The sequence below is a fragment of the Macrococcus bovicus genome, from assembly GCF_004359575.1.
In the GTDB taxonomy this organism is placed as follows: domain Bacteria; phylum Bacillota; class Bacilli; order Staphylococcales; family Staphylococcaceae; genus Macrococcus; species Macrococcus bovicus.
Map to the genome: position 1 here is coordinate 398,445 of NZ_SCWF01000001.1, position 22,644 is coordinate 421,088.

Sequence of the window (22,644 nt, forward strand, 5' to 3'; positions counted from 1 at the left end):
TTAAAGTCTTGAATTAAATACCGCAAAATAGACATGGATTTCTCCTTTATAAACAATAATATTATATTTTAATCTAAATAGCTTATTTTATACTATTTAATCCTATTTTCAAAAAAGTAACTTAGTCTATTTTATATTATGAGAAGTTCGCTGATGGAACCATAAAATCAGTGCAAGATGAGATTCCATTCGAAATACCGGAAGGTTGGGAATGGACTAGAATTTATAATATAGCCCATATTATCATGGGGCAGTCACCTAAATCGCACCATGTATTTAGCACACCTAAGTCAAATCTATTGGTCACTAAGACAAGGTTCTTACCCTTGTCATCCTGAACAGTCACACGTCGAAAGTAATGCTCTGTCCTGTTAGTCGTTGTTCCAAGAACCACCATCTCATCTGAAATGACGCTGCTCTGTTCGCCGGCGCCAAAATCGTGAATGACTCTATGAACCGCATTACTCCGTAATCTGGATACAAAGAAGTAGCCTTCATCAGTCATTTCATCAAATCTATTGTACTGTACATATCCACGATCAAAAACGTACATACATTCCTTGTCATCCACTAAAAGCTCAAGATGATTCTGATCATTCTCACAGGCATGGGTAAGGTAAAAATCATCTGGATATGAATCATGATCTTCCATGTGAACCAACCGTAAGTGCAGCTTGACACCTGACTTTGTTTTTCTGAACTTTGCCCAGCGATAGTGATGAAGGTTCAGAGGCAGTGTACTTGAGTCAATGATCTTCAATGGTGTAGAGATCTTTCTCTTCTGATTAAAATGCGTCTCCCTCTGGATCTGGTCTAACAGCTGACTGAAGATATCCTTAAAAATCTGTGTGGGAACGTCAGATAGTTTTCTACTGAGCTGAGAATAGCTGATAGAATCAAAACCTAAGGTTTTCTGAAGTTTCTCTGAGAAAACACTGTCACTGACAGCTCGTAGACTTTCGGTCTCAAACAGCTGTGAATATAACAGGAGTTTAATGAAAGCACAGGTATCTAGCTTCTTTGTATAGTAATCTAAGTTCAGGATTTTCACCTGTTGAGAAATTTTCTTGAAATCTATCGGTGAAATCCATTGTTCAAATGATGATTTTCTAGTAAACTTATCCATGATGTGGTCCTTTGTATTGGATTTGGATGCGTATTACTACCTCCAACCATTATAAAGGACTTTTTTTGTACAGAAAATAAGTTTTTAGAATATTCCATTTAAAACCGTAGGTTGGAATATTTTTATGCAACACTAGTGCTAACTTTTATATGAAAAAACAGGACGATTGCTCGTCCTGTTCTGCTTCTATGCTTCTGTCTGTTCTACAACTGCATGTTTATCTGAGAAGATACCTTTGTTGAAAGTGCCGAGCATGCGTGAAGTGATGGTTCCACTTAACATGCTGCCGTTGACGTTCAAGGCTGTACGTCCCATATCAATGAGTGGTTCTACTGTAATCAGAACACCTGCCAGTGCAATCGGTAAACCCATGGACGACAATACGATGATAGCGGCGAATGTCGCCCCACCCCCGACACCTGCCACACCGAATGAGCTAATCGCTGTAATAATAGCCAGCTGTAAGATGAACTCAGGTGACAATGGATTGATACCGACTGTCGGTGCAATCATGACCGCAAGCATCGCCGGATAGATACCCGCACAACCATTCTGCCCCATTGTCGCACCGAATGATGCAGACATATTCGCTGTTGCATCATCTACACCCAGCGCATTTTTCTGTGCGGAGATATTCAGCGGAATAGCTCCTGCACTTGAACGTGAAGTGAAGGCAAAGATTAATGTCGGGATGACTTTTTTCAAATAAGTCATCGGGTTTAATCCGAACAGTGCAACCAGGACAAGGTGAATGAGGAACATGGTAATCAGTGCGACATACGATGCCAAGACAAACTTACCAAGTTCCATGATGCCAGCGAAGTTCGTGCTGGCGATCATATTGGCCATCAGCGCAAGGACACCGAATGGCGTCAGACGTAAAATAATTGTAACGAGTCGCATAACAACAGAGAATACAGCGTCGACCATTTTTGTGAACATTTCAGCATGTTCCGGCTGCTTACGACGAACACCAAGTACAGCAATCCCGACTAAGAATGAGAAGATAACGACTGCAATCACTGAAGTCGGACGTTCACCTGTCATGTCCTGAAAAATATTCGTTGGAATAAAGTTGACGATACGCTGTGGCATCGTCTTCTCTTCCATCGTGTCATACTTTTCCTGTATATCAGCACCACGTGTCTGTTGCTCCTGTCCGATATGTATCTGATCCGCATTCAGATCGAAGAGTAATGCTGAACCAATACCGATCAATGCCGCCACAAGTGTCGTTGTTATCAATGTACCAATAACCCAGGAAGCCATTTTGCCGAGCTGGTCAGCTGTATTTAAATTGATAATCGAACGGATAATCGACACCATCACAAGTGGGACAACAATCAGCATTAAGAGTTGAACATAGCCACTGCCGACAATTGAATACCAGTCGAGTGTGCCCATCGTTATAGCACTATCAGAGCCATATAAAACTTGAAGAAGAATCCCGAGTAGTATACCCAGTGCCATACCTGTGAAGACGCGTTTCGAGAAAGAGACATGTTTCTTTTGCATGAAAACTAGTAATCCTATAAGAATACTAAGAATTAAGACGTTAAAAAAAATTAACCAGTTATCCATCTGATTAAAACCTCCAGAAATATATTTTGTTTAATAACATCTTTTACTTTACAACTGTTATGGATATCATTCAAGGAAATTTGAAATGTCTCAATATTCTGTTAAAACATTTACTATAAAAAAAAGAAGTACTTCATAAAGCAAGTACTTCTCTTATAGCCGATGTTAGAAAGCGGAATTAATTAGTTTCTTCACCTAAATAGTCTGTTGCGATTTCTTTATAGATCTCGATAAACTTGATATAGGTCTCTTTTTCAACATATTCATCTGTTTGATGGGCCATTCCCGGGTTACCTGGCCCAAAGATGACCAGCGGGAAATCGACATCCTTCCCTTTCATCAGATTGGAAGCATCCGTCACGCCCATCGTCGGAGAGACGAGGATGGCATTGTCCAGATGTTGTTCACCGTATTTTTTCGCAAGTGTGACTAAGCTGTTCTCTTTTGCCGTGAGTACAGGTGGCAGATTGAGGGTTACCTTTAGATTCAGATTCCCTGCTCCTTTTTTATCTTCAATCACATCTTTGAACAACTTCATCAGTTCATCATTGTCGAATTCAGGCACTGTTCTCGCGTTAAAATCAGCTACAGCATATTCAGGTATAGAATTGACCTGGTTCCCGCCTTGAATGATGGTGTTGGTCAGTATCGCTGCACCTAAGGCATCACTGCTGATCTCTTTATTAAATTTCTTTTTAGCTGCCTGCGAAAGAGGAGAAAAATCCAGTTCTTTGAATTCTTTATGGCTTACAGCTTGATTGAATCTATCTTCAACTTCCCTGATAAATTCTATTAAAGGTTTGATGGCGTTTTGACCCATAAACGGAGCAGAGCTATGACTTGATTTCCCTTTGGAGGTCACCTGGAAATTCATCGATCCTTTGTGTGCATACGCTATCATTGATTCTGACGGTTCAGCGATGATCAGCGCGTCCACATCATCCATATAACCATTGTGATAAAGCTGCTCTGATCCTTTCTGTTCCATTTCTTCGCCAGCTGTCGCAAGCAACCGGATAGTCCCCTGCTTCAGAAGATTCTCTTTCTTCAGCTCAATCATTGCAATGACCAGCGCCACTAACCCTGACTTCATATCAGCAGTGCCACGACCATACAGCTTGCCCTCTTCTTCTGTCATCTCAAAAGGGTCATACTTCCAGTTAACACTGTTACCTTCTGAAACGACGTCCATATGACCGGAAAAAGCCAGCACAGGTCGCCCTTCACCTATTTCTGCGATTAAATTCGCTCTGCTTGCATTGATATCTTCAATAGTGGAGGCTATATCATATTGACTCAACAATTTCTGCAGATATTCACACACTGCACGTTCATTGTCATTCACACTTCTGATAGCGATAACATCTGATAATATCTGAACCTTTTCTTCTTCAGTCATGATACTCATATCGTCATCTCCTTTATAGTCCTGGCTTTACTTCATTTTCCATTCTTAATTTTAGTACGAGGTTTCATTACTTTCAAATGTTTCACTTCCCGCCACCAGACAGCTGCTTAATTTCATCATAGTGTCAGCGGACTATCAACCTGACACTGTGATGAATAAAGCTTTTATCATCACCACCTATTTTTTAAACAGAAAACTGCCACTCAAACCGTAGCAGTTTTCTGTTATATATTCATTCAATTTCTTCTTCATAATCAAAATAGCGGTTGGATAAATACTGCTGGAGCATAGCGACAAACGCTCCGGCCGCCCAGTATAAGGGCATTGCTGCCGGTAATGACAAGCTAGGTATCAATATCATCAAGGGACTGATATAAGTCATCATTTTCATCTGTGCAGGCGTATCTTCCGGTAGATATTTCATGGATAACTTGACCTGTACGTAATAGAGAAACGCTGCAATCAATGCCATCGACATATCAGGTGTGCCTAGATTGAACCATAAGAAGTTTTGACTGCCCAGTTCATCATTGTGAGAAATAGCAAAGTAAAGAGCAGTCAGTATCGGCATCTGAATCAAGATTGGTAAACATCCGCTATTGATCGGACTTGTACCGTTTTTTCTATGCAATGCCATAAGTTCCCGCGTATACATATTCTGTTCTTCTGGTGTTGCCGCTTCTTTCATCTTCTTGTTGATTGCATCAATTTCAGGCTTGAACTTCTTCATTCTGAACTGCGCTTTTCTTTGTTTCTTAAACGAATAGAACATAAGCGGCATCATCAGAATTCTCACACATAATGTGACTAGAATAATTCCCATCCCATAACTGCCATCAAAAAAGTCGGCAAAGAACTTAATAAAGATAATAAAAGGTTCGACTAACAACTGATGGAACAAGCCATCATTCTGCGGTGCACAGCCACTTAACACAAATACTAATCCAACTAAAATGAAACTTAATAATTTTTTCAATTTTTCTCCTCCAGTATATTAATAAATTGATTAATATACTGGGATTAGGTCTTCCTCGTCTGCTAACTTGGATAGACAGCGGGTCCGCCATCTGAGTATCGGAAATCGCCATGCTTCGATACATTGATGGACAATTGGTTCAGAATTTTCCAATTTAAAGCGGCAGATGAGATTGAAGGTGATTTTTATATGAAAGAGAATAAAAAGGAGAGTTACTATCAAAGGTGAAAAAGCAATCAGATAATAAGCGATATAGTTTAGCAAGAATTCTTCGCCTATTAGACTCATCAACCATTCCATCATAAGCAACCTCCTCTTATTTTATTCATTAAATTCATCTTAGCATAATTATAAAGAGTAATAAAATTACAGTTCTACTATAAGATTTAAATTTATTAAATCAATAAGTAATACATTGAACGAAAATATAATTAATTTATTGAGAAATTTGAATCCGTCTTAACATCTTCCAATATCCACTCAAAGACAACTCGGAATTTCAATAGTTTTTTCTGGAATAAAATATTCTTTCAGAATTATTGATTACGCTTCGTTTTATTCCCCTTCAGTCGCTGCTGGACATACTGAGCATTACTCATAAAAAACAGTGTCCACATGCCTAAAAATGACAATATGGATTGATTCTGGAGGTCTCTTGAATAATTGACGTAAAAATAAAGCAGGCTGCCGAATAGCCAGATCATCAGTACAGTCAGGTATGGCCACGCGCTTTTACGTCGTTTAGTAAACATTCTCAGTTCAGATGACAATGTCAGCACCAGAAAAGGACCAATCAGAGACAGAAAGAACAGATTACTTCTAAATGAGTCCAGTGCTTCTAAATGTCTTTGCTTATCAAGCGGTAACTGATCAAAACTGGCTGTATAAATGTTATGGGTCAGATTGTAAATCAGCCACGCAATCATAATCAATGCGCAGGGTATACCTATCAATGTCTTATGGGACTGATACATCGCATCACTGATCGGCGCCTTCGGTCTGAAGAAGTTCGTTATAAGTCATGAATGACTTCTTTACAGGTCAATTCTCTCGCCATACGCATCCTCTTTCTTCATCTGCTCTCCTACGTACATTTTATTGTTCATGAAGAGTAATACCCAAAACACCACCAGCAGATAAAATGTCGTCACTTTTATCTCTAGCATATACATGGTCACACAGTAGATGAGTCCGCCTATTAAAAATACGAAACTCATGACGATATACGGCAGCGGACTCTTCTGTCGTCTGTTGAACATTCTCAGTTCAAGTGTGAACGTCGAGAAATGAATCAATGAAACGAGGATGAGAAAAATTAAATTAATGATAAATGATTGATAGACTTCCGTCATTTCACTTGTATCACTCGCCACGAACTGCTTAAAAAATATAATGGACCAGACCACAAAAAATAAGACGGCGAGCGGGATTGTAATCAGGTTCTGTTTCCGGTACATCTCATAACTGATCGGCGCCTTCGGTCTGAAGAAGTTCGTTATGTAGTCATGCCATGCTTCCTGTAGGCTCAGTTTCTTGTTCATATCAATACTCCTTTCTCAGCCTTTCAGTCTTCTCTATTCTAAGTGCACGGTCATTACTGAAAAACTGGGTAAATGTAAAAAAGATCAAGACAAAGAAAGCTGTATTCATCTGTTGCATTTTATACATGATATACACAAATAACAAAGAGATAGCAAGTAAACCAACCAGCACCGTGAGATAGAGTGTGGGTTTCTTTTTTCTGGCATAGAACATTCTGATCTCACTCGGCAAAGAAGGTAGTTGCATGAAAAATATCAGAATAGTTAGATAGATGCCCATCACGAACGACTCATGCACTTTAAGTTCATGATACTTCTTCAGCGGCATATCAAAATCTATGGTCGTAAATAAATCCAGTTGCTGGCCAACCAAGATGAATACAGCGATCACTATCATTGAAATCGGCAATGTGACCCAGCGATGCTGACTATACATTTCTTCAGATATAGGAGCATGTGGATTGAAGAAATTGCTGAAATAATCCTTGTAAGCTTCATGCCATGTTATTTTGTTCTCCATTTATATCCTCTTCTCTATTTTAGAAAGTAGTTTCCCATTGTCGTTAATGATGGTATTAGAATCAAGCCTGCCAGAGCAGCAAAATTCGCTTCTTGATGTGTGACTGTACTATATATGAAATAAATGAAACAACTGATAAACCCGAGAATGTGCAGGACTTGAAAGGGCAGCGGTGATCGTCCTCTCGCATGAAACATCCTGACATGTACTGAATATGTCAGAATAAAGATCACCAGAAAATAACTGGCAAACACTGCAATCATCGCAGGACCCTGTATATCAAATGCCAGCAGACCTATGAAAATCAGCAATAAGAACGGTAATGACAGTACTCTGCCGAACTGTTCGAGCTTGACAAATTCTTCGTATTGAATAGGCTCTGTTGTATTGGTAAAATTCCGACTATATTCATGCCACTTTTCCTTGAACTTCATAAAAAGACACCTCTATCGTTTATTTACAGTATAAACGATTGAGGTGGATTAAAATAACATTTTCTGTATTTTTAAGGAAACTTTAAGGTTACTTCAAGTGATACATCAGAATGCCGGCACAGACTGCGACATTCAAGCTTTCTGCCTGTCCGTAGATCGGCACGAACAGATTCTCATCTGTTTCTTTCAAGATGAGTTCATCTACACCCTGTCCCTCGTTCCCAAGCACCAGAATGAATTCCTTAGCCAGTTCGACTTCTTTGTAGTTCTGACCGTTTTTCAGTGACGTCCCGTAAATCTTGCCGCTGAAATCTTTTCTGATATCATGGAAGTCCGCTTCAATGACAGGTATATGGAAGACACTGCCTTGACTTGAGCGCAGCACTTTGTCGTTATAGATGTCCACCGTCCCTTTGGAGATGACGACACCGTCATATCCTGCGGCGTCTGCTGTACGGATAATGGTCCCGACGTTCCCCGGGTCCTGTATGCGGTCCAGATAGATCAGTTGCTTAAAGGTGCCTATCTGGTGCTCAGGCATATTGCAGACGGCATAGATGCCCTGCGGTGATTCTGTCTGTGAGAGTTTCTCTGCGATCTTGAATGTGATCTGGAACTGTTCTTTGCTGCCGGCGATCATTGCCTGTGAGATATCTCCCGGATTGACGCTCAGAATCGTCACGACTTCTATCCCGCTTTTCACGGCTTCTTCTACGAGGTGATAGCCTTCCACTAAGAACTGCTGCGCTTTTTTGCGGTCTTTACGGGTATGCAGTTTGGCGATGTTCTTGATTCTTGTGTTCTGTACTGATTCAATGAGTTCCATCTTTTCACGCCTCCGATTTCTTGGTTATCTTCATTATAACTTAATTCGCTTTTTCCTTACAGATGGATTAAGAATCCATAAAAAGGGAACAGAGAGATATGACACTTGAGGAGGTTCTATGATGAACTATGACGTTATTTTCATCGGCAGCGGTCATGCAGCGTGGCACGCAGCTGTCGCTCTGACACAGGCTCAGAAGAAAGTCGCATTGATCGAGAAGGATACACTGGCCGGGACCTGTACGAACTATGGCTGTAATCCGAAAATCCTGCTGGAAGGCCCATTTGAAATACTTGAGGACATGGAACGTCTCGGTGATATCTTTGACCACCAGCCGGCCGTCAACTGGGAGAATCTGATGCGCTACAAACATGAAGTCATCGATCCGCAGAAAGATGGACTCGAGAAGTTATTCAGCAAGATGGGCATTGATATCATTTCCGGTCATGGCGTCATCAAAGATAAACATACTGTATCCGTTGAAGGCGTGGACTACGGGACAAAATATATCGTCATCGCGACAGGGCAGCGCAGCCATTTTCTTGATGTGACAGGCAAGGAATATCTGCATGATAGTCGTGACTTTATGGATCTAGAGTCTTTTCCAGAACACATCACGTTTATCGGCGGCGGCTACATCAGTATCGAATTCGCCTCAATCGCCAGCAAGTTCGGGTCAGAGGTGCATGTCATCAGTCACTCCGACCAGATTTTAAAACCTTTCCATCAGCCGTATGTCAAAAAACTGGCTGACAAACTCAACAAAGAAAATGTGACTTTTCACTATAATGAAGAGACAGCGCGCATTGAGAAGACTGAAACCGGCTATAAGCTGACGACTGAGTCAGGCCTCGCGATTGACACGGACTATATTGTCGATGCAACAGGACGTATTCCGAATGTGGAGAACATCGGACTCGATGAATTAGGGATTGCATACAGCAAGAAAGGCATCAAAGTCAACAAACACCTGCTCACCTCTGTCGATAATATTTATGCCAGCGGGGATGTCCTCGATAAAGAAATTCCGAAGCTCACGCCGACTGCCACCTTTGAATCCAATTATATCGCCCTGCAGATCATGGCACGTGAAGCAAACTTACTCAACCCTGTAAAAGCACTGGAACTACTACCTATTAAATATCCGGCTATTCCATCTGTCGCCTATACATTGCCCCGTATCGCACAGGTGGGCATGCCAATCGCAGAAGCAGAAGAAAAAGGCTATAAAATCAAAACCATCAAGTTCGGAGAGAATCTCCGCTTTGAATATAAGAATGAAACAGATGCTGAGATGGTCTTTGCCCTGGATAACAGAAAACATGTGGCAGGGGCAGCGATTTATGGCCACGCAGCAGATGACCTCATCAATATCATGACTTTCATTGTCGAGAAGAAGATGTCAGCACGTGAACTGAATATGATGATCTTCGCCTTCCCGAGTGCCTCAAGCGGCATTTTAGATCTGCTGAAAGTACAGATGCTGGATATTGATATTGAGCTATAAAAAAAGACTGCCGCGGCAGTCTTTTATTTTTTGACGATATCCGTAAAGTTAACGGCAGTGACAAAGAGTATGATGAGCAGGCCGAACAGCACCGTCAGCATGACTGCATTCAATGCCGTGAATTCCATCAGGGCACAGTACAGTGCTGCTGCGAGCATGAGAACACCGGTCAGCCGGCAGAGTTTCTTTTCATCGTAGCGTGCCTTCTGTTCCGCTGACATCGTGTTGAAGCCGGCAATCAGAAACGAGCCACGCCCACTCATCAGATAGCAGGCGAAGAGTGTGAAGAGCAGAACGATGACTATCATGCTAATCCCTCGTACGTCTGGTCAATGATCTGGTCAGCCAAGTCATCTGTCAGCTCTGCGAGGACAGCGTTGACGAGGCTAAGCGCACCGTTATAGTCATGGCGGTTCATCATCGAGACATTCGAATGGATGTAACGGGTCGGCACACCGATTGTAATGGCCGGTATACCGTCAAAGCTCTGAGCGATATGGCCGGCATCTGTATAGCCGCCTGTCAGATAATCGAACTGCACCTTGATGCCATGCTTCTCCGCAACGTCCGTCACGAACTGTCTGAACGTCGGATGCCCGATATGCCACGCATCGACAAGCACGATGATCGGCCCGTCGCCCATCTTGGCATTCCCTGTCATCCCCGGTGTCTTCGCACAGATGCCGACGTCCAGTGCGATGGCGAGTGACGGTTTCACTTTATGTGCCGCTGTCTTCGCCCCGCGTGACAGTGTCTCCTCCTGCGTCACCGCACCTGAGTAAAGCGTGAGGTTCGGCTCAGGATTATCTCTCAGGGCTTCCACCGCGAGTGCGCAGCCGAAGCGGTTATCCCAGGCTTTCGCGAGTAAGTAATCGGGATTGGTCATCACCTCAAACTCACTGTACGGTGTAATCGGGTCACCGATACGTACACCTGCAGCAAGTGCTTCTTCCCTGGAGTCAACACCGATATCAATGAACATATTGCTGACTTCTGCTGCCAGCTCCTTCTCCTTGACCCCGAGAACATGCGGCGGCTTGCCGCCGATGACGCCTCGTATATCTCCTTTACTGCCGGTGATTGTCACTTTCTGGCTCAGCATGACGTTTGCCCACCAGTAGCCGAGATTCGTGAACTTGATGAAGCCGTCACCCGTGATGGCCGTTACCATGAAGCCGATCTCATCCAGATGACCTGCCAGCATAATGGCGTGCCGCCCCTCTCCTTTACGGCCGAAGATACTGCCGGTGTTATCAGTGATCACATCGTCCGCAAGCGGCTCCAGATATTCACGCATCAGATTCGTCATCGGCCGTTCAAAGCCGGATACTGCATTGCAGTCTGTCAGTCTTTTGAATAAGTCCAGTTGTTCCATCGTCATCCCCCTTTTTCTTAATTTAAGTATAGCATGATTAAATTTTTGTTTTTAGAATATTTCGTCATAAATGGTCTGTATTTTCCTGCAGTTTATGATGAAACGCCGGCAGAAAATGAAATTCTGCAGGAAAGCCCGACCTCTGCCGGTTTGTCAGAATACGAGTACAGGCCTTATAGTGGATGTGAGGTGAAGAGATGTTTCTGAAGACGCACCAGCCATCTGATTATATCCACTATTTAATGGCAGCTGATAAGCGAATCACATTAAACCGGTCCGATGACAGAGTACTCAAAAATTATTTAAAGGGTTATGAGGGTGAGCGTCATTACTACGAGCGCGCACATAGGTGCGGAGGTCTTAAGCTCTGGGATCTGTCATTGCACAGTCCTGCGCTCGCACAATTCGATTTCATTCATCTGTATAACGGAAAAGTCTATCATTTTGACATCAAGAATTATACCGGCACTGTCAGGCGGAGCGGTCGCCAGTTTGTCTCGGAGGGTGAGTACTACTATCAGGATATCCTCACTCAGTTAAACCGCGCTGACTTTTATTTGACGAGACTTCTAAGGGAACATGGTTTTCAGAATGAAGTGGTCAGTCGTATCGTTTTTATTCATCCCCAGTTAACGTTACTGGAGGACAGCGCTGATCCTCAAATCGTTAAACCGTCTCAAGTCGAGGAAGTGATCCATTTTTTCAGCCAGGATTATCAGCCGACCAGAGAAGAACAACGACTGGCGCAATTCATGCTGATGAATCATCAATCCACTCATCCGCATGAACGCATCTTCTACTATCCTTTTCAGGACATGAAAAAAGGCATCCGCTGTCCGCGATGCCGGTATATAGGATTAAAAAGTGAGAAAGGCTTGAAAAAAATTCGATGTCAGTGCGGGTTCAGTGAACATAAAAAGATTGTCCTTCAAACGACTATTGAAGAAATGCTGTTACTGAAAAATGCGCCGGTCAGTCGCCAGGAAATTGATGAATGGACTGCGATGTGCCCAAAAGCGATTACACGCGTATTAAAGGAAAACTTTCAGATGCACTATAAGAACCGGGCCACAGTTTATAGTGCATTGAAAAACTAGTAACGTCCCGCAGATCCACTTTGCGGGACGTTACACACACATGAATACCGTTTTCTCGTCAGTAACGTCCCGCAGATCCACTTTGCGGGACGTTACGCACACATGAATACTATTTTCCCATCAGTATCGTCCCGCAGATCCACTTTGCGGGACGTTACGTACACATGAATACTACTTTCCCATCAGTATCGTCCCGCAGATCCACTTTGCGGGACGTTACGCACACATGAATACTACTTTCCCATCAGTATCGTCCCGCAGATCCACTTTGCGGGACGTTACGTACACATGAATACTACTTTCCCATCAGTATCGTCCCGCAGATCCACTTTGCGGGACGTTACACACATTACTCCTTCAGTTCCCTGTACTCCAAATTCAGTTTTGACAATGGTTCGATATTCATTTTAATGATCGGACTATACCCAATTCTATTTTCGAAATTGGTCTTGCATTCAACCAGCAGAAAGAACAGGCAGAGTACAATGGCGATAACTGCGAGCATTGCCATGATCCTGACTACGATACGATTTTTCAGAAAGTCCATCTGATCACCCTCCATTTTTTTCTATTTTACAGCACAAGGGGTGTCAAATTTCATTCTCCTCTTATTTTTAAGGAAACTTTAAGGTAAGCTCTTCTCTTTTGACAAGTGAAATAATAGCAATGCCACGCCTGCTGTACCTGTCAGCAGAATGACCGCCCACATTATCAGTAGTGTATAGGAGGCGGATGCGCTTAATATCATGCCGCCGAGTAAGGCGCCGAATGAAATACCAAGCTGCACAGATGACGTGCTGACTGTCTGATTGATACTCGCATATTTCTCGGAGCGTTCAATCAAGTAGGACTGAGTCGGCGCATTGATGGACCAGCCGACCAGTCCAAGCAGCGATGTATTGACCAGCAGCCAGCTGACAGAGCTTGAGACAAGAAAACCTGCCATGACGATGGTATAGACTATACTTAAAATCACTAACGCCCGCCTGCTGCCCCATTTCTCGGTCATAAGTCCGCCTAGACCGCTGCCGAACGTCCCGCTGATACCAAAGACAATGAAGAGCAGACTGATGACAGTCGCACTGACTTTCTCATGTATCAAATAAGGCGAAAAATAAATATAGAAGACACTTTGACCTGTGAAAAAGAGAAACGAGTAGCAGTGAGCGGCCAGCAGATCTTTTCTGAACAGGCCTTTCATATCATGCTTGAATGATAATTTCTCCACTTCCAGTTCAGACGGAAAATACTTCAGTGTCATGTATAACGTCATAACAGACAGACCAGCAATCCCGGCAAAGAGTATCTTCCAGCTGTACAGAGAAGATAGAAAGATGCCTATCGGTGAACCCAGCACCATGGCACTGCTGAGCGCCATCAAGACAATGCTGATTGCCCGCGGTTGAAACGACGGTCTGACCACTTTGACGCTCAATGAAAAAGCAAGACCGACCAGCATGGATACACTGACCGCGAGAACAATCCTCGACAGCATGATCATACTGTAAGTAGTGCTCATGACACTAAGCAGATTACCGACTATAAAGAGCAGATTAAAACTGATCAAGAGCGTCCGTCTTCTGACAGCGCTCGTCATCATCATTAGAACGGGGCCTGCCACGGCAAAGATAAAGGCGAAGGCCGTCACCAGCAGTCCAGCCTGCTCCGTCGTGACATGAAAATACGCAGCGAGATACGGAATAATACCGGCAACGACAAATTCAGCGAGACCTGCCAGAAATGCGATTAATGCCAGTAACAGTAGATTGATATTCATATGCTCCTCCAATAAAAAAGCACCTCCGAAGTGGAAGGCGCTGCAGTCATTCATAAACGAAAGCCGGCATAATATGCCACCTATGTCAATTTAATTTCATTATACTGGACACTATGTGCTTAATCAATAGTGAACTGTTCAGGTCCTTCAACCTCGACTTTAACAACAAACTGTCTGAACCTCTCGTCTTTATCCGGCATTTTAGAGCCGCGTGCAATATCAATCTCTTCACGCACAAATTCCCCGCTTATTTCTCTATCTTCATGCCAACTGTTTTTCACTATTATATGTGATTTTTTCAAGATTTATCTAGAAAATACAACAAGAAAAGCCGGTACCTTTCGATACCGACTTTCTTATGTACACCTTTGTGATTAACGACGGCTACGCTCGCCCGCTAAATCTTTTCCCGGTCTGTTGAACACTTCACGGTCAACGAACTTATGGAAGAAGAGCCATTCACCGCCGGTAATAGCAAGTGCTGATAAGGCTGCTGGCCAGAACATGTTGTCGTCATCACCGGTCAGTGATCTCGCCATCAGCCAGATCACTAAGAATGACAGCAGCAGGTCTGCTACTGCAGCAAGGCCGTTACGCTTCGTGAATTCATCGGGGCGTCCCGCCATCTTGAAGATACCGAGATCACCGAGCAGATAAGCAAGGACAGTTGTCGCAAGACTGATCCACAGTGTGTCCATGAAAGGTACTTTGAAGATCAAAGTAAGGACGATAAATAACACGAGTGCAATCACCACAAATTTGACAAGCAATGCTTTTAAGTGATTCATACTTTCCCTCCTCTCCTTCTTGACGTCTTTAGTCAGCTATTCCCTCATCAATTAGCATATAAACTGAAAATCAGACATTTCCATTCAAATTATATTTATTTTTACATTTTCTTTACAAAAAAACACCTATACATGGTGTATAGGTGCAAAGATATTATTTGTTTAATGCTTTTTTAGCTGCTTCAACTAATTCACCGAATGCTTTGTCGTCAGAGATGGCAACTTCTGATAACATTTTACGGTTGATGTCGATACCTGCTAATTTAAGTCCGTTCATCAGACGGCTGTAGCTGATGTCGTGCATACGTGCAGCCGCGTTGATACGTGCGATCCATAATTGACGGAAGTCACGTTTTTTCTGACGACGGTCACGGTATGCGTAGTTTCCTGATTTCATTACTTGTTGTTTAGCTACTCTGTATAATGTGCTTTTTGAACCGAAGTAACCTTTTGCTAATTTAATGGTTCTTTTACGGCGAGCGCGTGTCACCGTTCCACCTTTAACTCGTGGCATGATAATTCCTCCTTAAATAGATCCTGATTTTATTATTTGACGTAAGTTAACATTTGAGCAACACGTTTTTGGTCGCCTTTAGAGACTAATGACGCTTTACGAAGACCGCGTTTTTGTTTAGTTGATTTGTTAGCGAATAAGTGAGAAGTGTAAGCTCTTGAACGTTTTAATTTACCTGAACCTGTTCTTTTTACACGTTTCGCTGCTCCGCGGTGAGTTTTCATTTTAGGCATTTCGTTATCCTCCTAGTTTTGTTTTTTGTCGACGATTGGCGCAAGCATTAAGAACATTGAGCGACCATCCATCTTAGGCTTTTGTTCTACTGTGGCGATATCTTTACACTCATCAGCAAATTTCTCAAGCACTCGCTGACCGAATTCTTTATGCGTGATTGCGCGTCCACGGAAACGGATTGATACTTTGATTTTGTCCTCTTTTTCAAGGAACTTACGCGCATTTTTCAGCTTCGTATTGAAGTCATGTTCTTCAATCGTAGGACTCAATCTGATTTCTTTGACGACAACAACTTTCTGCTTCTTACGTGCTTCTTTATCCTTCTTCTGCTGCTCAAACTTGAATTTACCATAGTCCATAATTTTGGCAACAGGTGGTTTCGCGTTAGGCGCAACAAGAACGACGTCCAGATTCACACGTTCAGCGATTTCAATGGCTTCAAACTTAGATTTCACACCTAACTGAGCACCATCATGTCCGATGAGTCGTACTTCTCTCGCACGAATTTTGTCATTGATTTGCGTTTGATCTTTAGCTATGATTGACACCTCCAAATTAAATTTACTAGACGAACAAAAAAGCGGGCGCAAAGCGCCCGCTAAAATAGACATGGTATCCATGTATATACCCGGTCACTGCTCTTGGCGTTCTGCGGGTGAGAAGCGGGAGGCTTCTACTTGTCCGTTTCGTATTCAACAGACTTAATAATAACAGGATTATCTGACCGTGTCAACATCTATTTTTTCATATTCACTCATATCATGAGCCTGTGATAAATCCACTTGATCAAGCGGAATTTTTTTCGTTTTATATTTCACTTTGTGGTAAATATAGAACGCGAGGAAAATCGGAATGCCCATATAAGTGATCAGGAAACCGTTCCATTCAAACTTACCACGTAAAATCAGGTCTGTATCCTGGCCGATGATGACAAAGAGACAGAGGATAAAGGCGAAGATCGGACCGAACGGGAACCACATCGCTTTATATTTCAGCACAGATAAGTCTTTATTCTGACGGTAGAATGCACGTCTGAAACGGTAATGACTGATTGCAATACCCAGCCAGGCGATAAAGCCGGTTAAACCACTGGCCGCAACGATGTACTCATAGGCACCGCTTGCCACGCGCTCCACGAGGAAGATGATGACCACGACAACGAAAGTCGCCAGCAGACTCGGGATCGGCACCCCTTTTTTGTTTGTTTCAGAGAATTTACGTGAAGCAAGACCGTCTTTCCCCATCGCATAGAGCATGCGGGTTGAGGCATACATGCCAGAGTTCCCTGCAGATAGAATGGAAGTCAGAATGACCGCATTCATAAATGAAGCTGCAAACGCAAGACCGGCATTTTCAAAGACCAGGGTAAACGGTGACTTGGAGATGCTGTCCCCGCCCATCAGGTTCGGGTTGGTATAAGGAATGATCAGTCCGATGACAAATATGGAAAGAATGTAGAAAATCAGTATACGCCAGAAAACCTGTTTAATCGCTCTAGGAATGGTTTTCTCCGGCTCCTCTGATTCTCCCGCTGTCACGCCGACAAGTTCCGTGCCCTGGAAGCTGAAGCCTGCTACCAAGAATACGCCGAGGATGGTCAGGAATGAACCTGTCAGACCGCCGCCGAGAAACGGTGCTTCACCTGTCGTGAAATTTTTCAGGCCGATATATTCTCCGCCTAAAATACCCAGGATGGTCAGCACGCCGATGACCAGGAAGAGAATGACAGTGATGACTTTGACAAGCGCAAACCAGTACTCACTTTCACCGTATACTTTGACGCTGAGCGTATTGAGCAGGAATATCAGCGCCAGGAAGACAAGACTCCAGCCCCAGCCCGGCAGAAAATCAAATATCGCCCAGTACTTGATGACACTGGCGGCGATACTGACGTCTGCTGCGACAGTAATGACCCAGTTAAACCAGTAGTTCCAGCCCAGCGCAAAGCCGAGCGACGGATCGACAAAACGCGTCGCATAAGTCGAGAACGAACCTGAGATCGGTAAGTAGGTCGCCATCTCCCCAAGACTCGTCATCAGGAAGAACACCATGATACCGATGATCAGGAAACCAAGCAATGCACCGCCCGGCCCGGCGTCACGGATGGCCCCGCCCGAGGTCATGAACAGACCTGTACCGATACAGCCACCAATCGCGATCATCGAAATATGACGCGGTTTCAGTAACCTTTGTACTTCATTGTTATTACTCATTTTGACACTCCATTCTTATCACAACAAAAGGTGCACATCTAAAGATGCGCACCTTATCTATTGGAACAGTAGCGCATCACAAATGTGACAGTCTGATATATATTCTATATCAGCCCAGCAGCAGACGGTTATCAGACGTCTGCCACTTCGGCGATGTTGCCTTTCATCTTGCGTCAGCTACGTGATACCGTATCAGCAAGGCTACTCTTCTTCATCGCGACCTCTACCTCTTCTTGAGGAATATTTTATTTCTTTATACTATAACGCACTAAAGCGGATTCTGCAAGACTATTTTTTGAGACGGATTTCATCCACGATCTGCCAAATGAACTCATCGCGTTCCATTGTCTCTGAATCCTTGCTGCCGTACTGACGGACATTGACTTCATTGTTCTCGACTTCTTTATCACCGACAACAATCTGATAAGGCACCTTATGCATCTGTGCCTCACGGATCTTGTAGCCCATTTTCTCCTCACGGTCATCGATATGACAGCGGACACCTTGCGACTTCAGTTCATCATAAAGTGCACGTGCATAGTCATAATGCACTTCGTTAGAGACCGGAATGATCTCAAGCTGGTTCGGCGCAAGCCATGTCGGATAAGCCCCTTTGTATTCTTCTGTCAGGAAGGCAACAAAACGTTCCATCGTCGAGATGACACCGCGGTGGATGACCACAGGACGATGTTCCTGACCGTCACTGCCGATAAAAGTCAGATCGAATTTCTGAGGCAGCAGGAAGTCCAGCTGAACAGTGGATAATGTTTCTTCCTTACCTAGTGCAGTCTTGACCTGAACGTCCAGTTTAGGGCCGTAGAACGCAGCTTCCCCTGGCGCTTCCTCATAGTTGAGACCCATCTCATCTACCGCTTCTTTCAGCATCGCCTGTGCTTTTTCCCACATCTCATCATCCTGGAAGTATTTCTCTGTATCTTCCGGGTCACGGTAAGAAAGACGGAAGCTGTAGTCCTTGAAGTTGAAATCTTCGTAGACATCGATGACAAGCTGTACCACTCGCTTGAACTCGTCTTTGATCTGATCCGGGCGCACGAAGATATGCGCATCATTTAAAGTCATACCACGGACACGCTGTAAACCTGATACCGCACCGCTTGCTTCGTAACGATGCATAGTCCCGAGCTCCGCAATACGGATCGGCAGCTCACGGTAGCTATGCGGCTTGTTTTTATAGATCATCATATGGTGCGGACAGTTCATCGGACGAAGAACGAACGCTTCATTGTCCATCTCCATGACCGGGAACATATCTTCCTGATAGTGATCCCAGTGGCCAGACGTCTTGTAAAGGTCAACAGAACCCATGACCGGCGTATAGACGTGGTCATAGCCGAGCGCGACTTCTTTGTCGACGATATAACGTTCTAATTCACGACGGATAGTGGCACCGTTCGGCAGCCAGAGCGGCAGGCCAGCTCCGATTAACGGGTTCGTAGTGAAGATATCGAGTTCTTTACCGATTTTGCGGTGGTCACGTTCCTTGCGCTCCTCCAGCATCTCGAGGTGCGCTTTCAGGTCTTTCTTATCGAAGAAGGCAGTACCGTAGATACGCTGCAGCATCTTATTGTCGGAATCACCGCGCCAGTAAGCACCTGCAACTGATAACAGCTTGAACTCCTTGATCTTAGCTGTTGACGGTACGTGGACACCGCGGCAGAGATCAGTGAACTCGCCTTGTGAATAAAGTGTCACGTTCTCATCCTCAGGAATCGCATCGATCAGTTCCTGTTTGTAAGGATCATCTTTGAAGACCACTTTAGCCTCGTTACGCGACACAACACGACGTTCAATCGCGATATTCTCATTGACGATCTGTTTCATCACCTTCTCAATGTTCTCGAAGTCATCAGCAGAAATCTTCTCCGGCATATCGAAGTCATAGTAGAAGCCTTCTTCAATCACAGGACCAACGCCGAAATGAACATCACCGTAAATACGTTTAAGTGCCTGAGCCATTAAATGAGCAGTCGAATGACGAAGGACCTCGATTCCTTCCGGTGAATCCGGTGTGATGATCTCGATATCACCATCTGTTTCAAGAGCTGTCGTTAAGTCGACCATCTGACCGTTGAATTTGCCGGCCAGTGCTTTCTTCTTAAGACCCGGGCTGATAGAAGCTGCAATCTCTTCAGTTGTGATGCCACTCTCAAAACTTTTTTCATTACCATCTGGAAACTTGATCTTAATTTCACTCATTCTAAACACTCCTTTTATTTTTTAAACACAAAAAGACCCCATCCCACAAGGGACGGAGTCATTCCGCGGTACCACCCTAATCGCCATAAAGGCAACTCTGCATAAGATAACGGTCTTGAGCCGGACATGGATTAGATGTCGATTAAAAAAGGGAGTAAAACGACGGACCATCAATCAGGCTTCCACCTACCCTGACTCGCTAAATGATGATAGACGTGTTTCATGTCCTTTTATCATTGTTTGAATTGTTTGACTATAATGCTATTATACACATCGCCCAGAAATTATCAAGAGCGGCGATAATTTTTTCCGTTCAGCGGATAAGCTTCTGTCAGTGCATCAATGCGTTCCATCATCCGGTACGCTTTCGTCTTCTCTTCGCCTACCTTGGTCTTCTGGAAATGATATCTGAGTTCTTCTTTGTTGAAGTTAGATGAGAAGAAAGTCGGCAGCTGATTCATCATGCGGTAATGGAGCAGCGGCCCCAGCACTTCATCTCTCACCCAGGTCGTCATATCTTCCGCACCGATATCATCCAGCATGAGGACAGGACTTTTCTTGACGCGGTCCAGCTTCTCAGTATAAGTCTGGTCGTTGAACCCGCTCTTCAGTTCACGGATAAATTCCGGCACATAGAAGATGGTCGTATAGATGTGCCGCTCCTTCAGCTGATTGGCTATGGCACCTAGGATATAGGACTTCCCTGTACCGAAGCTGCCATATATATAGAGTCCTTTCGTCGGTCTGCCGGCCGCGATATCATTACAGATTTCCATGGCGCGTTTGACGATATTGAGCCGCTCTGGTCCTTCCAGGTCAATGGAATTGATCTTGGCGTTCAATGTTTCATACGGGACATGCATAGCCGTCACATATTGCTTCATCAGCTGCTCTTCGTCATGTACTTTTTTATTCGGACAAGGCGTATAGCTGATTTTAATACGGTTATCCTCGATATACAGACGGGGCGTATGTCCTTTGACAAAGTTGATGCACTGGCCGTAGCTGGCACAGCGGTCACAGAGTTTCGACTGATCTTTATATTCCTGCAGCACGGTCAGGTCTTTATCAATCATGTCATCCGTCACGGCATGTTCTTCCAGAAACGGCTTGATTTCAGGATGCTGGACAATCTCTTTTTTGACCTGCTCAATCCGGGCCATAATGCCGGGATTATTTTTTACGAATGCACTGAACGGTTTCATGCCTCATCCTCCTTCCAGAAATTTTTCAGTTCTTCTTCCAGTTTACGTTTTTCTTCTTCCAGATCCGGTGTCTGAGTCTGCTGCGGCGTCTCTTGTTGACTCACCCAGTCCGGCGTTTTTTCGTATGATGCTTTCTCACGCTGTTTGGTCTGTCTTGTTTTTCTGTTCTGTTCAACTTTCATCGCATGATGGTATGCTTCCTCACTGGATGACAGTTTGAGCTTCTTCCAGTTGGAGGCTATCTCCTCGATGTAGCTCTGCGGTAATTTCATCTCACTTGTCAGCAGGACATACTGCAAGAGAATATTCATCACACCGAATGGCAGTTTCTCCCGTTCCAGAATGCTTTCAATCATCCGCTTCTGCTTGACGGTCGGCTCTGACTGGCTGAAACTTGCCAGCATCTCGATAGGACTTGTTGTATCGAGCATCTCGAACCAGGTCTTCTCATTCGTCACGGGCTCTTCAGCCGCCAGTGTCAGCGCCGGCAGGTTGCCCGCGTGCTCAAACTGATAGAAGTCCCGTGCATTGCGTCGTAAATCCTCATGGGAAATCGTCTGATTGGACGTCAGTGATTTCAGGATGATCCGTCTCATATCTGTCGGTGCGATATCATACAGCAGTGCCAGCTGAGCGATGAGTTCACGGACCTCTTTTGTCAGCTGGTCTTTCGTGATCATATTCTGTGCGAGCAGCATCTCAAGCATCTCGAAATCGAATGTCTGCTGATGCACCGGGATACCCAGTGACGCCCGTGTCTTGATCAGATGATCATTCCCGTCATAAACAGCTGCCGGCGGAGTTTTCGGTGTGCCGTATATATCGATATAATTCTTGCTGATCTCCTTGTAGCCCGTCACATCAAAGCGTTCTGTGCAGAAGTGGCGTTTCAGCTGATTGAAACGTTCCTTGCCGACCGTCTGAAAGAGATAGACAGATAGCATGGGATCATTGAAAAACTGATCCGGCATCACCGGACTGATCAGCTTGTAGACGAAATGCTGCGCTTCATCAGTCACCTTCATAAATGATTTCATCAGGCCGATGCCTTCCAGCCGGAAACGAAGCTGCTCAAAATGACTGAGATTCATCTTGAGTTCATTCATGACGATATAATGAGTGACTTCATCAGAGACCTGCCCTTTTTCCAGAAACTGACTCAAATACTGATAGACCGCTATACTTTCCAGTCCGATCAGTGGAATATAGAGCCGTTTCAGAATCTCATCCGTCAGATGAGTCGCCACATAGTTGGTCGTGACAACAAAACGGTCAGCGGGCCTTAACCCGGAAAAATATTGCATA

Annotated in this window: 23 protein-coding genes, 1 pseudogene, 1 riboswitch and 1 other annotated feature; of the genes and pseudogenes, 2 read left to right on the plus strand and 22 right to left on the minus strand. The window is 44.1% G+C overall.

From position 1 onward, the window contains the following. Positions 1-286: 286 nt before the first annotated feature. The 10 genes and pseudogenes from ERX55_RS02255 to ERX55_RS02300 all read right to left on the minus strand — a co-directional run. Positions 287-1,126 (minus strand): annotated as a pseudogene (locus tag ERX55_RS02255) (IS4 family transposase); the annotation flags it as partial. A 186-nt stretch (positions 1,127-1,312) separates the two neighbouring features. Further along, on the minus strand, positions 1,313-2,707 hold the full coding sequence (locus ERX55_RS02260) for an L-cystine transporter (RefSeq protein WP_133450950.1): 1,395 nt from the start codon (positions 2,705-2,707) through the stop codon (positions 1,313-1,315). Positions 2,708-2,885: 178 nt separating this feature from the next. Continuing rightward, a complete protein-coding gene (locus ERX55_RS02265) occupies positions 2,886-4,115 on the minus strand; it encodes an ArgE/DapE family deacylase (protein WP_133450951.1) in 1,230 nt (409 codons plus the stop codon). A gap of 232 nt (positions 4,116-4,347) precedes the next feature. Next, on the minus strand, positions 4,348-5,091 hold the full coding sequence (gene yidC / locus ERX55_RS02270; RefSeq protein ID WP_133450952.1) for a membrane protein insertase YidC: 744 nt from the start codon (positions 5,089-5,091) through the stop codon (positions 4,348-4,350). 30 nt (positions 5,092-5,121) lie between these two features. Next, complete coding sequence (locus ERX55_RS02275) at positions 5,122-5,394, minus strand: hypothetical protein (RefSeq protein WP_133450953.1); 273 nt, start codon at positions 5,392-5,394, stop codon at positions 5,122-5,124. A 233-nt stretch (positions 5,395-5,627) separates the two neighbouring features. Beyond that, positions 5,628-6,065, minus strand: coding sequence for a hypothetical protein (locus ERX55_RS02280; protein ID WP_165983680.1), 438 nt, complete (start codon positions 6,063-6,065; stop codon positions 5,628-5,630). Between the two features lie 60 nt (positions 6,066-6,125). Then, positions 6,126-6,632 (minus strand): hypothetical protein, encoded by a 507-nt coding sequence (locus ERX55_RS02285; protein ID WP_133450955.1) that lies wholly within the window; start codon positions 6,630-6,632, stop codon positions 6,126-6,128. Position 6,633: 1 nt separating this feature from the next. Next, positions 6,634-7,152, minus strand: a complete 519-nt coding sequence (locus tag ERX55_RS02290; RefSeq protein ID WP_133450956.1) for a hypothetical protein — start codon at positions 7,150-7,152, stop codon at positions 6,634-6,636. A gap of 14 nt (positions 7,153-7,166) precedes the next feature. Continuing rightward, complete coding sequence (locus ERX55_RS02295; RefSeq protein ID WP_133450957.1) at positions 7,167-7,586, minus strand: hypothetical protein; 420 nt, start codon at positions 7,584-7,586, stop codon at positions 7,167-7,169. Between the two features lie 88 nt (positions 7,587-7,674). Continuing rightward, complete coding sequence (locus tag ERX55_RS02300) at positions 7,675-8,412, minus strand: TrmH family RNA methyltransferase (RefSeq protein WP_133450958.1); 738 nt, start codon at positions 8,410-8,412, stop codon at positions 7,675-7,677. A gap of 118 nt (positions 8,413-8,530) precedes the next feature. Between ERX55_RS02300 and ERX55_RS02305 the strand changes: the two genes are divergently transcribed. Beyond that, positions 8,531-9,919, plus strand: coding sequence for a dihydrolipoyl dehydrogenase family protein (locus ERX55_RS02305; RefSeq protein WP_133450959.1), 1,389 nt, complete (start codon positions 8,531-8,533; stop codon positions 9,917-9,919). Positions 9,920-9,942: 23 nt separating this feature from the next. Here ERX55_RS02305 and ERX55_RS02310 read toward each other — a convergent pair whose 3' ends face one another. Together ERX55_RS02310 and ERX55_RS02315 are read right to left on the minus strand one after the other, a co-directional pair. Beyond that, on the minus strand, positions 9,943-10,227 hold the full coding sequence (locus tag ERX55_RS02310) for a DUF3784 domain-containing protein (RefSeq protein WP_133417359.1): 285 nt from the start codon (positions 10,225-10,227) through the stop codon (positions 9,943-9,945). Continuing rightward, positions 10,224-11,294, minus strand: coding sequence for a M42 family metallopeptidase (locus tag ERX55_RS02315; RefSeq protein WP_133450960.1), 1,071 nt, complete (start codon positions 11,292-11,294; stop codon positions 10,224-10,226). Before ERX55_RS02315 ends, ERX55_RS02310 begins: the two co-directional genes overlap by 4 nt. Before the next feature lie 197 nt (positions 11,295-11,491). Between ERX55_RS02315 and ERX55_RS02320 the strand changes: the two genes are divergently transcribed. After that, entirely contained in the window at positions 11,492-12,391 is a 900-nt protein-coding gene (locus ERX55_RS02320; RefSeq protein ID WP_133450961.1) for a nuclease-related domain-containing protein, read from the plus strand. A 349-nt stretch (positions 12,392-12,740) separates the two neighbouring features. On the opposite strand, the gene ERX55_RS02325 is transcribed toward ERX55_RS02320, so the two are convergent. The 10 genes from ERX55_RS02325 to ERX55_RS02370 form a co-directional block, all read right to left on the minus strand. After that, on the minus strand, positions 12,741-12,938 hold the full coding sequence (locus ERX55_RS02325; RefSeq protein ID WP_133450962.1) for a hypothetical protein: 198 nt from the start codon (positions 12,936-12,938) through the stop codon (positions 12,741-12,743). A gap of 78 nt (positions 12,939-13,016) precedes the next feature. Then, positions 13,017-14,168, minus strand: a complete 1,152-nt coding sequence (locus tag ERX55_RS02330; protein WP_165983681.1) for an MFS transporter — start codon at positions 14,166-14,168, stop codon at positions 13,017-13,019. A gap of 374 nt (positions 14,169-14,542) precedes the next feature. Next, positions 14,543-14,956: a DUF2512 family protein gene (locus ERX55_RS02335; RefSeq protein ID WP_133450964.1), complete on the minus strand. Its 414-nt coding sequence runs from the start codon at positions 14,954-14,956 to the stop codon at positions 14,543-14,545. A 154-nt stretch (positions 14,957-15,110) separates the two neighbouring features. Beyond that, entirely contained in the window at positions 15,111-15,470 is a 360-nt protein-coding gene (gene rplT, locus ERX55_RS02340; RefSeq protein ID WP_133431144.1) for a 50S ribosomal protein L20, read from the minus strand. 32 nt (positions 15,471-15,502) lie between these two features. After that, complete coding sequence (rpmI, locus tag ERX55_RS02345) at positions 15,503-15,703, minus strand: 50S ribosomal protein L35 (protein WP_133431145.1); 201 nt, start codon at positions 15,701-15,703, stop codon at positions 15,503-15,505. Between the two features lie 12 nt (positions 15,704-15,715). Next, positions 15,716-16,252, minus strand: coding sequence for a translation initiation factor IF-3 (gene infC / locus ERX55_RS02350; RefSeq protein ID WP_133450965.1), 537 nt, complete (start codon positions 16,250-16,252; stop codon positions 15,716-15,718). A gap of 18 nt (positions 16,253-16,270) precedes the next feature. Beyond that, positions 16,271-16,389, minus strand: a sequence feature (ribosomal protein L20 leader region). A gap of 31 nt (positions 16,390-16,420) precedes the next feature. Then, entirely contained in the window at positions 16,421-17,917 is a 1,497-nt protein-coding gene (locus tag ERX55_RS02355) for an amino acid permease (protein ID WP_133450966.1), read from the minus strand. 61 nt (positions 17,918-17,978) lie between these two features. Next, a riboswitch (Lysine riboswitch) is annotated at positions 17,979-18,151 on the minus strand. A gap of 54 nt (positions 18,152-18,205) precedes the next feature. Further along, on the minus strand, positions 18,206-20,134 hold the full coding sequence (gene thrS, locus ERX55_RS02360; RefSeq protein WP_133450967.1) for a threonine--tRNA ligase: 1,929 nt from the start codon (positions 20,132-20,134) through the stop codon (positions 18,206-18,208). Positions 20,135-20,421: 287 nt separating this feature from the next. Next, positions 20,422-21,339 (minus strand): primosomal protein DnaI, encoded by a 918-nt coding sequence (gene dnaI / locus ERX55_RS02365; protein WP_133450968.1) that lies wholly within the window; start codon positions 21,337-21,339, stop codon positions 20,422-20,424. After that, a complete protein-coding gene (locus ERX55_RS02370) occupies positions 21,336-22,643 on the minus strand; it encodes a replicative helicase loading/DNA remodeling protein DnaB (RefSeq protein WP_133450969.1) in 1,308 nt (435 codons plus the stop codon). Before ERX55_RS02370 ends, dnaI begins: the two co-directional genes overlap by 4 nt. Position 22,644: the final 1 nt, after the last annotated feature.

What these genes read in the sequence shown, in the direction of transcription:
- ERX55_RS02285 (WP_133450955.1), bottom strand. Translation starts at nt 6,632, where the DNA reads ATGAACAAGAAACTGAGCCTACAGGAAGCATGGCATGACTACATAACG.
- ERX55_RS02310 (WP_133417359.1), bottom strand. Translation starts at nt 10,227, where the DNA reads ATGATAGTCATCGTTCTGCTCTTCACACTCTTCGCCTGCTATCTGATG.
- ERX55_RS02280 (WP_165983680.1), bottom strand. Translation starts at nt 6,065, where the DNA reads ATGTATCAGTCCCATAAGACATTGATAGGTATACCCTGCGCATTGATT.
- rpmI (WP_133431145.1), bottom strand. Translation starts at nt 15,703, where the DNA reads ATGCCTAAAATGAAAACTCACCGCGGAGCAGCGAAACGTGTAAAAAGA.
- ERX55_RS02325 (WP_133450962.1), bottom strand. Translation starts at nt 12,938, where the DNA reads ATGGACTTTCTGAAAAATCGTATCGTAGTCAGGATCATGGCAATGCTC.
- ERX55_RS02260 (WP_133450950.1), bottom strand. Translation starts at nt 2,707, where the DNA reads ATGGATAACTGGTTAATTTTTTTTAACGTCTTAATTCTTAGTATTCTT.
- ERX55_RS02330 (WP_165983681.1), bottom strand. Translation starts at nt 14,168, where the DNA reads ATGAATATCAATCTACTGTTACTGGCATTAATCGCATTTCTGGCAGGT.
- ERX55_RS02305 (WP_133450959.1), top strand. Translation starts at nt 8,531, where the DNA reads ATGATGAACTATGACGTTATTTTCATCGGCAGCGGTCATGCAGCGTGG.
- ERX55_RS02335 (WP_133450964.1), bottom strand. Translation starts at nt 14,956, where the DNA reads ATGAATCACTTAAAAGCATTGCTTGTCAAATTTGTGGTGATTGCACTC.
- ERX55_RS02355 (WP_133450966.1), bottom strand. Translation starts at nt 17,917, where the DNA reads ATGAGTAATAACAATGAAGTACAAAGGTTACTGAAACCGCGTCATATT.
- dnaI (WP_133450968.1), bottom strand. Translation starts at nt 21,339, where the DNA reads ATGAAACCGTTCAGTGCATTCGTAAAAAATAATCCCGGCATTATGGCC.
- thrS (WP_133450967.1), bottom strand. Translation starts at nt 20,134, where the DNA reads ATGAGTGAAATTAAGATCAAGTTTCCAGATGGTAATGAAAAAAGTTTT.
- ERX55_RS02300 (WP_133450958.1), bottom strand. Translation starts at nt 8,412, where the DNA reads ATGGAACTCATTGAATCAGTACAGAACACAAGAATCAAGAACATCGCC.
- ERX55_RS02370 (WP_133450969.1), bottom strand. Translation starts at nt 22,643, where the DNA reads ATGCAATATTTTTCCGGGTTAAGGCCCGCTGACCGTTTTGTTGTCACG.
- ERX55_RS02275 (WP_133450953.1), bottom strand. Translation starts at nt 5,394, where the DNA reads ATGATGGAATGGTTGATGAGTCTAATAGGCGAAGAATTCTTGCTAAAC.
- ERX55_RS02290 (WP_133450956.1), bottom strand. Translation starts at nt 7,152, where the DNA reads ATGGAGAACAAAATAACATGGCATGAAGCTTACAAGGATTATTTCAGC.
- ERX55_RS02265 (WP_133450951.1), bottom strand. Translation starts at nt 4,115, where the DNA reads ATGAGTATCATGACTGAAGAAGAAAAGGTTCAGATATTATCAGATGTT.
- ERX55_RS02295 (WP_133450957.1), bottom strand. Translation starts at nt 7,586, where the DNA reads ATGAAGTTCAAGGAAAAGTGGCATGAATATAGTCGGAATTTTACCAAT.
- ERX55_RS02315 (WP_133450960.1), bottom strand. Translation starts at nt 11,294, where the DNA reads ATGGAACAACTGGACTTATTCAAAAGACTGACAGACTGCAATGCAGTA.
- ERX55_RS02320 (WP_133450961.1), top strand. Translation starts at nt 11,492, where the DNA reads ATGTTTCTGAAGACGCACCAGCCATCTGATTATATCCACTATTTAATG.
- rplT (WP_133431144.1), bottom strand. Translation starts at nt 15,470, where the DNA reads ATGCCACGAGTTAAAGGTGGAACGGTGACACGCGCTCGCCGTAAAAGA.